The 13453-nt window shown below is 69.4% G+C and carries 15 protein-coding genes; 8 read left to right on the plus strand and 7 right to left on the minus strand.

The window, feature by feature from the left end; translation table 11 throughout:
• From EV662_RS02930 to EV662_RS02945, 4 genes are all read right to left on the minus strand, one after another.
• Entirely contained in the window at positions 1–1464 is a 1464-nt protein-coding gene (locus EV662_RS02930; protein WP_132460616.1) for an efflux RND transporter periplasmic adaptor subunit, read from the minus strand.
• A 119-nt stretch (positions 1465–1583) separates the two neighbouring features.
• Positions 1584–2126 carry a molybdenum cofactor biosynthesis protein B gene (gene moaB / locus EV662_RS02935; RefSeq protein WP_132460617.1) on the minus strand — a complete coding sequence of 181 codons (543 nt, stop codon included), beginning with the start codon at positions 2124–2126 and terminating at the stop codon, positions 1584–1586.
• Positions 2127–2128: 2 nt separating this feature from the next.
• A complete protein-coding gene (locus EV662_RS02940) occupies positions 2129–2728 on the minus strand; it encodes a metallophosphoesterase family protein (RefSeq protein WP_132460618.1) in 600 nt (199 codons plus the stop codon).
• Complete coding sequence (locus tag EV662_RS02945) at positions 2725–3558, minus strand: uracil-DNA glycosylase (protein ID WP_132460619.1); 834 nt, start codon at positions 3556–3558, stop codon at positions 2725–2727. The genes EV662_RS02940 and EV662_RS02945 overlap by 4 nt, the downstream gene beginning before the upstream one ends.
• A gap of 103 nt (positions 3559–3661) precedes the next feature.
• Here EV662_RS02945 and EV662_RS02950 point away from each other — a divergent pair, with 103 nt between their 5' ends.
• From EV662_RS02950 to EV662_RS02970, 5 genes are all read left to right on the plus strand, one after another.
• Entirely contained in the window at positions 3662–4621 is a 960-nt protein-coding gene (locus EV662_RS02950) for an aspartate carbamoyltransferase catalytic subunit (RefSeq protein ID WP_132460620.1), read from the plus strand.
• On the plus strand, positions 4614–5048 hold the full coding sequence (locus tag EV662_RS02955; RefSeq protein WP_132460621.1) for a hypothetical protein: 435 nt from the start codon (positions 4614–4616) through the stop codon (positions 5046–5048). The genes EV662_RS02950 and EV662_RS02955 overlap by 8 nt, the downstream gene beginning before the upstream one ends.
• Positions 5045–6319, plus strand: a complete 1275-nt coding sequence (pyrC, locus tag EV662_RS02960) for a dihydroorotase (protein WP_132460622.1) — start codon at positions 5045–5047, stop codon at positions 6317–6319. The genes EV662_RS02955 and pyrC overlap by 4 nt, the downstream gene beginning before the upstream one ends.
• Positions 6320–6322: 3 nt before the next feature.
• Positions 6323–6931, plus strand: a complete 609-nt coding sequence (gene plsY / locus EV662_RS02965; RefSeq protein WP_132460623.1) for a glycerol-3-phosphate 1-O-acyltransferase PlsY — start codon at positions 6323–6325, stop codon at positions 6929–6931.
• Positions 6932–7181: 250 nt separating this feature from the next.
• The gene (locus tag EV662_RS02970) at positions 7182–7508 is read left to right on the plus strand and encodes a hypothetical protein (protein WP_132460624.1); all 327 of its coding nucleotides are present in this window, start codon (positions 7182–7184) and stop codon (positions 7506–7508) included.
• A gap of 14 nt (positions 7509–7522) precedes the next feature.
• Here EV662_RS02970 and EV662_RS02975 read toward each other — a convergent pair whose 3' ends face one another.
• Genes EV662_RS02975 through EV662_RS02985 form a run of 3 tightly spaced genes read right to left on the minus strand, consistent with a single transcriptional unit; the run spans position 7523 to position 10215 of the window.
• Positions 7523–8893 (minus strand): glutamate--cysteine ligase, encoded by a 1371-nt coding sequence (locus EV662_RS02975; protein ID WP_132460625.1) that lies wholly within the window; start codon positions 8891–8893, stop codon positions 7523–7525.
• A 60-nt stretch (positions 8894–8953) separates the two neighbouring features.
• On the minus strand, positions 8954–9475 hold the full coding sequence (locus tag EV662_RS02980; RefSeq protein WP_132460626.1) for a hypothetical protein: 522 nt from the start codon (positions 9473–9475) through the stop codon (positions 8954–8956).
• Positions 9472–10215 carry a 16S rRNA (uracil(1498)-N(3))-methyltransferase gene (locus EV662_RS02985; RefSeq protein ID WP_243695750.1) on the minus strand — a complete coding sequence of 248 codons (744 nt, stop codon included), beginning with the start codon at positions 10213–10215 and terminating at the stop codon, positions 9472–9474. The genes EV662_RS02980 and EV662_RS02985 overlap by 4 nt, the downstream gene beginning before the upstream one ends.
• Before the next feature lie 4 nt (positions 10216–10219).
• Between EV662_RS02985 and ubiA the strand changes: the two genes are divergently transcribed.
• From ubiA to EV662_RS03000, 3 genes are all read left to right on the plus strand, one after another.
• A complete protein-coding gene (gene ubiA, locus EV662_RS02990) occupies positions 10220–11182 on the plus strand; it encodes a 4-hydroxybenzoate octaprenyltransferase (protein WP_132460628.1) in 963 nt (320 codons plus the stop codon).
• A gap of 65 nt (positions 11183–11247) precedes the next feature.
• Entirely contained in the window at positions 11248–13131 is a 1884-nt protein-coding gene (locus EV662_RS02995; RefSeq protein ID WP_132460629.1) for an OmpA family protein, read from the plus strand.
• Positions 13118–13444, plus strand: a complete 327-nt coding sequence (locus EV662_RS03000) for a hypothetical protein (protein ID WP_132460630.1) — start codon at positions 13118–13120, stop codon at positions 13442–13444. Before EV662_RS02995 ends, EV662_RS03000 begins: the two co-directional genes overlap by 14 nt.
• The last annotated feature ends 9 nt before the right edge of the window (positions 13445–13453 follow it).

The raw sequence follows: 13453 nt of genomic DNA on the forward strand, positions 1-13453 counted from the left end.
CTAGCCCCCCATCCGGGACTCGATCCGCTCGACCATGCGGGCGGGGACCTTTTCCTGTTCCAGTTGCGCCTTGACGCGGGCCTTGGCCTCTTGCGGCATCATCGGGTTGCCCTCGACAAAGGCGATCAGCGCCGCGCGGCGCTCGGGTGTCAGTTCAACCATCTCGGGTTCGTCCGGGATCGCCCCCGCCCCCTCGGCCGGGCGCAAGGGGCGCACCTTGATGCCCGCGCCCAGCAGCGGCGAGCGTTCGGCCACCACCTCGCGGCCATACAGACCGGGCGCGCGGATGATCACGTCGTCGCCTTGGCGGCGCAGCAACTCCACCGCATGGGCCTCCAGCCGGTCGCCCTCGGCCAGAACCAGAACCTGGCCTGCGGCGTTCAGCGCGGTGGCGGGCAGGCGCGCCACCCGGTCAAGCGGCGGCTCCTCCAGGCGCACGGTCACGAAATCGCCCGGCCGGAAGCCAGGTGCCGTGTCCAGGCTGGCGTACAGCAGTCGCCCCACCTGCCCTTCGGCCACCGCCCCACTTTCGCGGGTCAGCCGCCCCGTCGCCTGCAGATCGGCGCCGAACACGTCCAGCAAGGCCGTGACCTGCGCGGGGCGCAACTGGCCCCGGTCGTCCAGCAGGCGCGAATATTGCGCGGTGGAAACCCGGAACGACACCTCCAGCGCGTCCGGGTCGATCAGGTCGGCCACCCGCTCGTTCGCGGTGACCAGCCCGCCCTCGACCAGGGTCACATCGCTCAGCGTGCCCGAGAACGCGGCGCGCAGTTCGGTATCGGCCAGGTCGCGCTCGGCCTCTTCCAGGCGGATGCGGGCCCGTTCCAGCGCGGTGCGCGCGGTGGCCAGCGCCGCCTCGGCCTGGGCGACCGACTGGCGGCGGGCGACGACCGCCTGTTTCGCCGCCGACGCCGCGAGCGCGGCATCCTCGACCGCGGCATCGGTGCCGACGCCGCGCGCGCGCAAATCCTCTTGCCGGGCCAGGGCCAACTCGCGCAGGCGCGCCTGGTCCTCGGTCGCGGCCAGTTCCTCGCGCGCCAGGTCCAGCGTGCGTTCGGCATCGCCCAGGTCGGCATCGGCCTCGGCCAGGTCGGTGCGCGCCACGTCCAGCGCCCATTGCGCCGTCGCCGGGTCGACACGCAGGATCAGGTCGCCCGCCGCGACATGGCCGCCTTCCTCGAAGGCGGGGTGCAGCGCGACCACCCGGCCGCCGGCCTCGGCCCGAAGTTCAAGCGTCCGGCGCGAGCGCACCTCGCCAAAGGCGGTCAGAACGGGCGTGATCGTCTGGGGTGTCAGCGTCGCGACATTCACCGCGAACACCCGTTCACGGGCCGGGCGCTGGGCGGGGCTGTCGTTCAGCCGCGCCTGGATCGCCGAGCTGACCGAATAACCGGCATAGGCCAGCAGGCCCACCGTCACGGCGATCAGGAACAGCCCCACGAGGCTGCGGCGGAGAAATCGCATCGTGTCGTCATCCTTTCCCAGGGGGGAAATCCATCGCGCGCCGCAAACAGATAGCCACAGGCCGCGCCCGGGCCAAGGCACATATGTGTTACGCTGGACTCATCTATTTCCGTCGCGGATCATTTCCGGCGCCGGTGTTCGTCCAGCCGCGGAAAGATCTCGACGAAATTGCAGGGCCGGTGGCGGTAGTCGAACTGGTGCACCAGGATCTCGTCCCAGGCATCCTTGCAGGCGCCGGGGCTGCCCGGCAGCGCGAACAGGTAGGTGCCCTGCGCCACGCCCCCCGTCGCACGGCTTTGCACCGCCGATGTGCCGATCTTCTGCATCGAGACGATGGTGAAAACCGTGGCGAAGGCCTCGATTTCCTTTTCGTAGACGTCCCGGTGCGCCTCGACCGTGACGTCGCGGCCCGTCAGCCCGGTGCCGCCGGTGGAAATCACCACGTCGATGTTCGGATCGGCGCACCAGTCGCGCAGCTGCGCGGCGATCCGGTCGCGTTCGTCGGGCAGGATGGTGCGGGCGGCGACGATGTGGCCCGCGCCCTCGATCCGGTCCACCAGCGTCTGGCCGGACCGGTCCTCCGCAGGCGTGCGGGTGTCCGACACGGTCAGAACGGCGATGCGGACGGGGATGAATTCCTTTTCCGGGGCGGCGTGGCTCACGTTCAGTCTCCGATCTCGAACCAGTTGACGGTCGGGCCCAGGTTGACGACGCGGGTCTCGCCGATCCGCCCCTCCTGCCCCCAGCAATCGTGGACATGGCCGCAGACGGCCAGTTTCGGCTGTACCCGCGCGATGGCGTCCCGGATCGCGGTCGACCCCACGGAAATCCCCGTGCCGGTCACATCCGCGATCCCCTTGGGCGGCGAATGGAACACCATGACATCGACCGCACCGCAGGGCGCCAGCAGGTCGGCGGCCTGGTCTTCGGTCAGGTCGCAGGACCACGCGCCGAACGGCGTGACCGGCACCCCGTAGCCCAGCCCGAACAGCCGCAGCCCGCCGATTTCGCAGCCCTGCCCGTGCAGCACGCTCGCCCCCGCGGGCGCCGCCGCGCGCAGTTCGTCGGCGCTTTCGCAATTGCCGGGGACCAGAACCATGGGCGCCGCGATCCCCGCCAGCATCACGATGGCCTCGTCCAACCCCTCGCGGCGATTGCAGAAATCCCCCGCCCCGATGACCAGGTCCGCCCCGGCGGCGGCCTCGACCAGCGCGGCCGCCGCCGTGCGCGACAAATGCAGGTCGGAAAATGCCAGTACCTTCATGCCGTCTCCCTCAACCGGGCCTGCAACATCAACAGGTCGTGCCAGGCCTCGCGTTTCGCATTCGGGTTGCGCAGCAGGTAGGCCGGGTGGAACATCGGCAGCGCGGGCCTGTCCAGCGCCTGCGCCCAATGCCCCCGCAGGCGGGTAATCCCCTTGCGGCCCAAAAGCGCACCGCAGGAATGGTTGCCCATCAGCAACAGCACCTCGGGGTCCACCAACTCGACATGACGCTGCAAGAACGGCAGCAGCATCGCCACCTCGTCCGGCTTCGGGTCGCGGTTCTGTGGCGGGCGCCAGGGCAGCACGTTGGTGATGTACAGCGCGCGTTCGGCGGCGGGGTCGGCCCGGCCCATGCCGATGCAGGCGAACATCCGGTCCAGCAACTGCCCGGCTGGCCCGACAAAGGGCTTGCCCTGGATATCCTCGTCGCGGCCCGGCGCCTCGCCGATCACCATGACGCGGGCCGCCGGGTTGCCATCGGAAAACACCAGCGACCGCGCCCCCCGCTTCAGCTCGCAATGCTCGAATGCCGCCATCGCCGCGCGAAGCGACTCCAGATCACGCGCCTCCGCCGCGGCCGCGCGCGCCACCGCCACCGGGTCGACCTCTTGCATCTGCACGAACGGGGGCGGCGGTGCCGCGACCCCGCCACCGGCCGGTGCAGATCGGGCCGGCGCAGACCGGGCCGGTCGCTCGGCCGCAACGGGCGCGGATGGCGGCTCGGCCTCGTAACGGTTCACCGGCGTCTCGCCGATCGCCTCGGTCACGCCAAGTTCGATCTGCCAGTCCAGCAGCGCCAGCGCGGTATGTGCATCCATCCCGGAATCCATCGCGCAAGGCTAGGACGCCCCCGCGGCATCGGCAATGGGCATCGCGTCCCTTGCCCGCCCCCCACACGCTTTCTATAAGCGGGGCGTTCACGTCGGAGGCCCCATGACGTTCCGCTTGCGCCATCTTCTGGGCATCGAGCCGCTGACGCCCGCGGATATCCGCACCACTCTCGACCTTGCCGATCAATATGTCGACCTCAGCCGCGGCCCGTCGAAACATACCGACGTGCTGGCGGGCCTCACCCAGATCAACATGTTCTTCGAAGCGTCCACGCGGACCCAGGCCAGCTTCGAGATCGCGGGCAAGCGCCTGGGCGCGGACGTGATGAACATGGCGATGCAGGCGTCCAGCATCAAAAAGGGCGAAACGCTGATCGACACCGCGCTGACGCTGAACGCGATGCATCCCGACCTGCTGGTGGTGCGCCACCCGCAATCGGGCGCGGTGGATTTGCTGGCGCAAAAGGTGAACTGCGCGGTGCTGAACGCGGGCGACGGGCGGCACGAACACCCCACCCAGGCGCTTCTGGACGCGCTGACCATTCGCCGCGCCAAGGGCCGGCTGCAACGGCTGACCGTCGCGATCTGCGGCGACATCGCCCATTCCCGCGTGGCGCGGTCGAACATCCTGCTTCTGGGCCGGATGGAAAACCGCGTCCGCCTGATCGGCCCGCCCACCCTGATCCCGGCGCGCGCCGCCGATTTCGGGGTCGAGGTCTATGACGACATGCGCGAGGGGCTGAAGGGCGCCGACGTTGTGATGATGCTGCGCCTGCAAAAGGAACGGATGGATGGCGGCTTCATCCCGTCCGAGCGTGAATACTACCACCGCTTCGGGCTGGATGCCGAGAAACTCTCGCACGCCAAGGAAGACGCCATCGTGATGCACCCCGGTCCGATGAACCGCGGGGTGGAAATCGACGGCACCCTGGCCGACGACATCAACCGGTCGGTGATCCAGGAACAGGTGGAAATGGGCGTGGCGGTCAGGATGGCCGCGATGGACCTTCTGGCGCGGAACCTGCGCGCCGAACGGGCCGCAAAGGGGGGCGTCTATGTTTGACCCGAAGATCGAGACGCCCCTTGACGAGGGCGAGCACGTGATCGCCCGGTTCCGCGCCGACAGGGGCACCTATATCAAGGCGCATGTCTTGCTGGCCGTTCTGGCCGGGATCGGGGCGACGATGGTGCTGGGCTTTCTCGGCAACCCCTATCCCTGGGCCGGGATCGTGGCGGCCTTCCTCGGCATCGGGGTGCGCGGCGCCTTTCTGATGAGCGAGGAACTGGGCCTGACCTGGACCCTGACAGACCGCGCCCTGAACGGCCCCGGCGGGCGGCGCATCCTGTTGGAAAACCTGACAAACACGCGCAAGATGGGCGCCGCCGTGCAGGTCGTGACGCGGTCCGGCGACAAGCACCTGATCAAGTTCCAGGCCGAGCCCGAGGCGGTGATGAACCGGATCGCGGCGGCCAAGGGGGGGCGGGCATGACGACGCTTTTCGCCAATGCCCGCCTGATCGACCCCGAGGCCGGCACCGACGGCCCCGGCTGGCTGCTGGTCGAGGGTGAAACGATCCTCGCCACCGGCACCGGAGAGGCCCCCGAGGCGCGCGAAACCGTCGATTGCGGCGGCAAGTGTCTTGCCCCCGGCATCGTCGATATCGGGGTGAAGGTCTGCGAACCCGGCGAGCGGCACAAGGAAAGCTTTGGCTCGGCGGGGGCCGCGGCGGCGGCGGGCGGGGTGACCACGATGGTCACGCGCCCCGACACCCTGCCCGCCATCGACACGCCCGAAGTGCTGGAATTCGTCACCCGCCGCGCCCGCGACGCGTCGCCCGTGCGCATCCGCCCGATGGCCGCGCTGACCAAGGGCCGCGAGGGGCGCGAGATGGTCGAGATCGGGTTCCTGCAGGATGCGGGCGCCGTGGCCTTCACCGATGGCGACAAGGTGGTCGAGAACACCAAGGTCCTGTCTCGCGCGATGACCTATGCGCGGTCGTTGGGGGCGCTGGTGATCGCGCATCCGCAGGATCCGGGATTGTCGGACGGGGCCTGTGCCACCAGCGGAAAATTCGCCTCGCTCAGGGGCTTGCCCGCCGTGTCGCCGATGGCCGAACGCATGGCGCTGGACCGTGACCTGGCGCTGGTCGAGATGACGGGCGTGAAATACCACGCCGACCAGATCACCGCCGCACGCGCCCTGCCCGCGCTGGAACGGGCGAAAAACAACGGGCGCGACGTGACCGCGGGGGTGTCGATCCACCACCTGACGCTGAACGAGCTGGACGTCGGCGATTACCGCACCTTCTTCAAGGTCAAGCCGCCCCTGCGCGCCGAAACCGACCGCGTCGCGCTGGTCGAGGCGGTGGCCAGCGGGTTGATCGACGTGATTTCCTCGATGCACACGCCGCAGGACGAGGAATCGAAACGCCTGCCCTATGAAGAGGCCGCAAGCGGCGCGGTGGGGCTGGAAACGCTGCTGCCCGCGGCGCTGCGGCTGTATCACGCCGAGGCGATCGACCTGCCGCGGCTGTGGCGCGCGCTGTCGCTGAACCCGGCGCGGCGGCTGGGGCTGGAGACCGGGCGCCTGGCCCGGGGCGCGCCCGCCGACCTGGTGCTGTTCGACCCGGATTTTCCCTTTGTTCTCGACAGGTTCGGCCTGCGGTCGAAGTCGAAGAACACGCCGTTCGACGGCGCCAAAATGCAGGGCCGGGTGCTGGGCACGTGGGTGGCCGGGGTGCGGGTTCACGAGGGAGGATAGGGCATGCCGGGGTTCGAAACCGCACCGCTGACACTGGGGCTGGTCGCGCTGGCGGCCTATCTGCTGGGCGCCGTACCTTTTGGCATCGTGATGGCCCGCCTCTTCGGGCTGGGCGATTTGCGCAAGATCGGGTCGGGCAATATCGGGGCGACCAATGTCCTGCGCACGGGCAACAAGCTGGCGGCGTTCCTGACGCTGGTTCTGGACGCGGGCAAGGGCGGGATCGCGGTGCTGATCGCCCGCGCGCTGGCCGGAGAGGACGCGGCGCAGATCGCCGGTTTCGCCGCGTTCCTGGGCCATATTTTCCCGATTTATCTGGAGTTTAGGGGCGGCAAGGGCGTGGCGACCTTCCTGGGCACGCTGCTGGCGCTGGCCTGGCCGGTGGGGCTGGCGGCCTGCGGGACGTGGCTGATCGTGGCGGCGGCATTCCGCTATTCGTCGCTGTCTGCGCTGGTCGCGGCGGGGTTGGCGCCGGTCTGGGCGGTGGTGCTGGGCCGTGGCGACATGGCGGTTCTGGGCGCGCTGCTGGCGGTGCTGATCTATGTGCGCCACGCCGAGAACATCCGCCGCCTGCGGGCCGGGACCGAGAGCCGAATCGGTAAGAAGGGCTGACCGGAAACCGCCGAAATCCGCGATATGAATCGCATATGATTCCCATATGAATCCCATATGACTTTTTTCGGACTCCGCCCGCCCCGGCGAGCCGCGCAGATGAAGGGTAAGGGAAACCCTACCCGCGCGTTCTTTCGCTTTGCCGGATGGTCACCTGGGCTTAGTCTGATTCAAGGTTCCTGAAATTCCTTATCGACGGCCGCGCCACGCCGGCGCGGGTCAATTGAATTCATCTGCGGAGGATTCGACCGTGGAGACGCTTTTCTGGCTTTTCCTGGCCACGGCCCTGACGGTGACGGGCGATTATTTCATCAAGCTGGCCTCGGTCCACAGTGCCGGGATGGGATCGGGGGCGTTCGTTCTGGGCACGCTGTGCTATGGCAGCCCGGCGGTCGCCTGGTATTTCATGATGCAACAGCATTCGCTGGCGATGATCGGCGTGCTGTATGCCTCGGCGACGCTGGTGATCCTGGCACTTCTGGGCATCGTCGTGTTCAAGGAGACCGCGACCTGGCGCGATGCGCTGGGCATCGGGCTGGCGCTGGCCGCGGTGCTGGTGATGCACAGGGGCGAGTGAGCCGCCCGCCGCGCCTAGTAGCTGAACTCGGAATAGATGCGCGACAGGTCGCCGTTCCAGTCGCCGTTGTAATGGTCCAGCAACTCGTCGGCGGGGGCCTTGCCGGTTTCGATGCTGTCTTCCAGCGCGTGCAGGAAATGGCGTTCGTCCTGCACCATGCCGCCCAGCCCCGGGCGCGCGCGCGCCTTGAGGCCCGACCGCGCGATCAGCACCACCTCGGCCGCGAGCGACAGCATGGAGCGACCGTTCACCACCGCCTGAAGCCCGTCGACCGAGGCGGCCACGCGCCAGGCCTCGCGGGTTTCGGCATCCCAGTCCTTGACCAGGTCCCAGGCCGCGTCCAGCGCCGACTGGTCATAGGTCAGCCCCACCCAAAGCGCGGGCAGCGCGCACAGCCGCCGCCAAGGGCCGCCATCGGCGCCGCGCATCTCGATGAATTTCTTGATGCGGGCCTCGGGGAAGATGGTGGTCAGGTGGTCGGCCCAGTCCGACAGCGTGGGCGTTTCACCCGGCAGGGCGGGCAGTTTCCCGGCCATGAAATCGCGGAAGGACTGGCCCAGCGCGTCGATATATTTCCCGTCGCGGTAGACGAAATACATCGGCACATCGAGCGCGTAATCGACCCAGCGTTCGAAGCCGAAGCCGTCTTCGAACACGAAGGGCAGCATCCCGGTGCGCGCGGGGTCGAGGTCGCGCCAGACACGCGAGCGCCACGACTTGTGGCCGTTGGGTTTGCCCTCGAGAAACGGCGAATTGGCGAACAGCGCGGTGGCGACGGGTTGCAGGGCCAGCGCCACGCGCAGCTTCTGGACCATGTCGGGTTCAGAGGCGAAGTCGAGATTCACCTGCACGGTGCAGGTGCGATACATCATCGTCTTGCCCATGGTGCCAACGCGATCCATGTAGTCGGTCATCAGCCGGTACCGCCCCTTGGGCATCATCGGCATCTGGTCATGGGTCCAGATCGGCGCGGCGCCCAGCCCGATGAAGCCCACGCCGATCTCGTCGGCGACCGACCGCACCTCGCGCAGGTGTTCGTTCACCTCGTCGCAGGTCTGGTGGATGGTTTCGAGCGGCGCGCCCGACAGTTCCAGTTGCCCGCCCGGTTCCAGGCTGACATTGGCGCCGTCCTTTTCCAGCCCGATGATGTTCCCGGCCTCGAGCACCGGCGTCCAGCCGAACCGGTCGCGCAGCCCCTCCAGCACCGCCTTGACCGACCGGGGGCCGTCATAGGGGATCGGGTTCAGCGTGTCCTTGCAGTAGCCGAACTTCTCGTGCTCGGTGCCGATGCGCCAGTCGTCCTTGGGCTTGCAGCCGGCGGCCAGGTATTCGGCCAGCTGGTCGCGGGATTCGATCGGGCCGCCGCCGGATTGGGGGATGGACATCGGGCCTGGGTCTCCGGTTCGTTCGCGTGTTTCGGCCCGTCACCTGCGACGGGGTGCGCGTCAAGTCAAGGCCGGACGGCGCGTCCGCTGCCAGACCGTGACGGGCCCGTCCCGGGGGGACCTGTCGAGTGCGGAAAGGATATGGCCCGGGCGCGCGCCCGGCAATGAGACGAAAGCATCGAACAGGGCGTCGGCGCCTTCGGCGGCGGCGGGGATGGTGACGGTGGGGTAACGCTCTTGTGACAGGCGCCAGAGCCGGGCGCCCGTGGCGTCGAAATCCATCTCGACGGCGGTCAGTTCCGACAGCGCCACAAAGCCGCCGCCCTGGGGGGCCAGATAGGTGATCTGGCCCTCGTCGATCTGCACCACGCCGGGCGCACCGCCCGGGACGTGAAAGCGCAGCTGGCGCAGCGCGGCGACGGCGAGGCCAAGACCGGCAAGGCCGAAAAGCACGCCGAGCCCCTGGTAGAAATAGCCGCCGAAGCGGAACACCCAGACACCCAGCCCGGCGATGAACAGCGCGCCGAACAGGTCGCGCCAACGCAGGAGTTGTTCCAGAAGGTCGGGGCGGATCAGGCTCATCCCCAGTCCCCCAGCGCCTGTTGCCAGACGGTGAGCGCGGCGACGGCCGCCGTGTCGGCGCGCAGCACGCGGGGGCCGAGGCTGACGGGGTGGGCGAAGGGCAGCGCGCGCAGGCGGTTGCGCTCGGCATCCGAAAAGCCGCCCTCGGGGCCGATCAGGATCGCCCAGGGGCCGCGGGGCGCGTCGCCCAGGGTGCGCGCCTGTCCGGCCAGCGTTTCATCGCAGAACATGAGGCGCCGGCCCGCGGGCCAGGAGGCCAGAACGTCGGACAGCCGTTGCAAATCGCAGACCTCGGGCACGAAGGTGCCGCCGCATTGTTCGGCGGCCTCGACGGCGTGGGCCTGAAGCCGGTCGCGGCGGATGCGTTCGGCATTGGTGAAGTCGGTCTGCACCGGGCAGATGCGGGCCGCGCCCATCTCGGCGGCCTTTTCGACGATGAAATCGGTGCGCGCCTTCTTGATCGGGGCGAAGAACAGCCACAGGTCGGGGGGCGGTTGCAGCGGGCGGGTCTGCGCGGCGCAGGCCAGGGTGCCGCCCTTCTTGCCGGCCTCGGCCACGTGGGCGAGGAATTCGCCCGAGACCCCGTCGAACACCAGCACCGGGTCGCCCGGGCCCAGACGCATCACGGAAAAGAGATAATGCGCCTGTTCGCGGGACAGAGGAACGGTTTGCCCCTGCCCCAGAGGCTGATCTACATAGAGCCTGATTTTGGCAGACCGGGTATCGTTCATGGGGGTCATTGATATGCCTGACACCAGCAAAACGCCAGAGGCCGAGGGCCAGGTCGCCGATGCCTATCGGGGCAACTGGGTCGACCGCGAGGCACCGGACTGGACGCGGCCCTATCTGCGGCTGTCGCGGGCCGACCGGCCGATCGGGACGTGGCTTTTGCTCTTGCCGTGCTGGTGGGGCGTGGCGCTGGCGGCGGCCTCGACCGGGTTTCGCTGGATCGACATCTGGATCGTGATCGGCTGCGGCATCGGGGCGTGGCTGATGCGGGGCGCGGGCTGCAGCTGGAACGACATCACCGACCGCGAGATCGACGCGGGCGTGGCGCGCACCCGGTCGCGGCCGATCCCGTCGGGGCAGGTCACGGTGGAACACGCGGTGCTGTGGATGGTGATCCAGTCGCTGGTGGCGTTCCTGATCCTGATCACGTTCAACGGTGCGGCGATCGCGATGGGCGTGGCCTCGCTGGGGCTGGTGGCGATCTATCCCTTTGCCAAGCGGTTCACCTATTGGCCGCAGGTGTTCCTGGGGCTGGCGTTCAACTGGGGCGCGCTGCTGGCCTGGACGGCGCATACCGGCAGCCTGGGCTGGCCCGCGGTGTTCCTGTACCTTTCGGGCATCTGCTGGACGATCTTCTACGACACGATCTATGCCCACCAGGACAAGGAGGACGACGCGCTGATCGGGGTGAAGTCCACCGCGCTGTTGTTCGGCGACCAGACCCCGCTGCGCCTGCAACAGTTCGGGATCGCGAGCGTCGTTCTGATGACGCTGGCGGTTCTGGGCGCGCTGACGCCGGAGGGGCGGACGGCGGTGATCGTCGGGCTGATCGGCGTGGCGGGGTTCGGTGCGCACATGTACTGGCAGCTGCGCAGCCTGAACACCGAAGACGGCGACACCTGCCTGAAGCTGTTCCGCGCGAACCGCGATGCCGGGCTGATCCCGGTGCTGATGTTCGGGCTGGCCATCCTGGCGTGATTGCAAGCCGTCCCGCCGGGTTCTAGACAGGAAAGACCCATGACACAGACCGCCGGACCGCGCCCATGAGCCGACCGCCCTTTCGCATGATCGCGCCGCTTGCCCTGGTGGCGGCGGCCGGGCTGTGCGCGCTGGCCGCGTTGCTGGCGGTGGGCCTGCTGGAATCGCGCACCGCGGGCGCCGTGCGCGCCGCGCTGGCCGAGGCGGGCATGGGCTGGGCCGAGGCGGCGCCCGACGGGATGCTGGTGCGGCTGTCGGGCACCGCGCCGGACGAGGCCGCGCGGTTCCGCGCGCTGTCGGCGGCGGGCGCGGTGATCGACGCGGCGCATGTGATCGACGAGATCGCGGTCAAGCCGGCCAACCCGCTGGCCGCGCCGCGGTTTTCGGTCGAATTGCTGCGGAATGCCTCGGGCATCTCGGTGATCGGGCTGGTGCCGGCCACGACCGACCGCGCCGCGCTGGGCCGCACGCTGTCGCGCATCGCCCCGCGGGTCAGCGTGGCCGACATGCTGGAAAGCGCCGATTATCCCGAACCGCTGGGCTGGCAGGATGCGCTGGCCTTCGGGCTGGACGCGCTGTCGCGGTTCGACAGTGCCAAGATCTCGGTCACGCCGCGGCGGGTGGCGATCAGCGCGATCACCGAAAGCGACCGCGCCCGCGAACGCGCCGAACAGGCGCTGCGCAAGGCCGCGCCCGAGGGGCTGACGCTGGCCCTCGACATCTCGGCGCCGCGCCCGATGATCGCGCCCTTTACCCTGCGCTTCCTGATGGATGGCGAGGGGGCGCGGTTCGACGCCTGCGCCGCCGACACCGAAGAGGCGCGGGCCCGGATCGAGGCGGCGGCGCGCGCGGCGGGCATGGTCGCGGACATGGATTGCCCGCTGGGGCTGGGCGTGCCGGCGGACAGCTGGGGCGCGGCGGTCGCCCGCGGCATCGAGGCGCTGGCCCGGATCGGCGGCGGCGCGCTGACCTTTTCGGATAGCGACGTGACGCTGGTGGCGGCGGCGGGCAGCGACCGGGCGACGTTCGACGGGGCGGTGGCGACGCTGCGCGCGGTGCTGCCCGCGCCGTTCGAGTTGCACGCGGTGCTGGCCGAACCGGTCAAGGTGGACGGCAGCGGCGCCGAGACCGGCCCGCGCGAGTTCTTTGCCACGCTCAGCCCCGAGGGGTTGCTGCAGCTGCGCGGCCGGGTGCCCGACGCGCTGGTGCAGGCGGCGGCCGAAAGCTATGCCCGCGCGCGGTTCGGGCAGGACAGCGTGCATTCGGCGATGCGGATCGACCCCAACTTGCCCGAGGGCTGGCCGCTGCGGGTCCTGGCGGGGCTGGAGGCGCTGTCGCAGCTGCGCAACGGATCGGTGATCGTGCAGGCGGGGTTCGTGCGGCTGACCGGGCTGACGATGGACGACACCGCCCAGGCGCGGGTGGCGCGGCTGTTGTCCGACCGTCTGGGGGACGCGCAGAATTTCGAGATCGACATCACCTATCGCGAGCCGCCCGAAACGGTGGACGGGCGGCCCACGCCGCAGGCCTGCGTGGCGCAGATCGGCGATATCCTGGCCGCGGAAAAGATCACCTTTGCGCCGGGATCGACCCGCATCGAGGGATCGGCGGTGCGCGTGGTGGACGCCATCGCCGACGTGCTGCGCCGCTGTCCCGACGCGCAGATCGAGATCGGCGGGCATACCGACAGCCAGGGCCGCGAGGAGATGAACGAATCGCTCAGCCAGCAGCGCGCCGAGGCGGTGCTGACCGCGCTGATGGCGCGGCGGGTGCTGACCTCGAACCTGACGGCGCGGGGCTATGGCGAAAGCCGGCCGATCGCGGATAACGGCACCGAGGAGGGGCGCGAGGCGAACCGGCGGATCGAGTTCCGCCTGATCGCGCCCGAGGGCGAAGAGGCGGCCGCGGACGACGCGCCGCCCGAAGGAGGCACCGATGGACAGGACTGAATTCATCATCGTGACCACGCTGGTCCTGTTCGTGGCGTTCCTGGTGGGGTGGGTCGCGTCCTGGCTGGTGCATCGCCTGGCCCAGGTGACGACCGAGAACATGGACGACCTGGACCACATGGCGCAGGCGCTGCACGAGGCCGAGGAAGGCCGCGACCAGGCCATCGCCTATCTGCACCAGCGCGAGGCGGAACTGACCAACCGGCTGAGCCAGTCCGAGGCCGAGCTGCGCGCGGCGATGGACGGGCTGCGCGACGCCCGCGCCGAGGCCGAGGAGCTGCGCGCCTATGTCGAACGGATGAGCGCGGGCTGAGGCGGGGGG

The sequence above is a fragment of the Rhodovulum marinum genome, assembly GCF_004343075.1.
GTDB classification, from domain to species: domain Bacteria; phylum Pseudomonadota; class Alphaproteobacteria; order Rhodobacterales; family Rhodobacteraceae; genus Rhodovulum; species Rhodovulum marinum.

Bases quoted from the DNA above. Each gene is read 5' to 3' on its own strand.
- EV662_RS02930 (WP_132460616.1), bottom strand. From the start codon at position 1,464: ATGCGATTTCTCCGCCGCAGCCTCGTGGGGCTGTTCCTGATCGCCGTG.
- EV662_RS02940 (WP_132460618.1), bottom strand. From the start codon at position 2,728: ATGAAGGTACTGGCATTTTCCGACCTGCATTTGTCGCGCACGGCGGCG.
- EV662_RS02945 (WP_132460619.1), bottom strand. From the start codon at position 3,558: ATGGATTCCGGGATGGATGCACATACCGCGCTGGCGCTGCTGGACTGG.
- EV662_RS02950 (WP_132460620.1), top strand. From the start codon at position 3,662: ATGACGTTCCGCTTGCGCCATCTTCTGGGCATCGAGCCGCTGACGCCC.
- EV662_RS02955 (WP_132460621.1), top strand. From the start codon at position 4,614: ATGTTTGACCCGAAGATCGAGACGCCCCTTGACGAGGGCGAGCACGTG.
- pyrC (WP_132460622.1), top strand. From the start codon at position 5,045: ATGACGACGCTTTTCGCCAATGCCCGCCTGATCGACCCCGAGGCCGGC.
- plsY (WP_132460623.1), top strand. From the start codon at position 6,323: ATGCCGGGGTTCGAAACCGCACCGCTGACACTGGGGCTGGTCGCGCTG.
- EV662_RS02975 (WP_132460625.1), bottom strand. From the start codon at position 8,893: ATGTCCATCCCCCAATCCGGCGGCGGCCCGATCGAATCCCGCGACCAG.
- EV662_RS02980 (WP_132460626.1), bottom strand. From the start codon at position 9,475: ATGAGCCTGATCCGCCCCGACCTTCTGGAACAACTCCTGCGTTGGCGC.
- EV662_RS02985 (WP_243695750.1), bottom strand. From the start codon at position 10,215: ATGACCCCCATGAACGATACCCGGTCTGCCAAAATCAGGCTCTATGTA.
- ubiA (WP_132460628.1), top strand. From the start codon at position 10,220: ATGCCTGACACCAGCAAAACGCCAGAGGCCGAGGGCCAGGTCGCCGAT.
- EV662_RS02995 (WP_132460629.1), top strand. From the start codon at position 11,248: ATGAGCCGACCGCCCTTTCGCATGATCGCGCCGCTTGCCCTGGTGGCG.
- EV662_RS03000 (WP_132460630.1), top strand. From the start codon at position 13,118: ATGGACAGGACTGAATTCATCATCGTGACCACGCTGGTCCTGTTCGTG.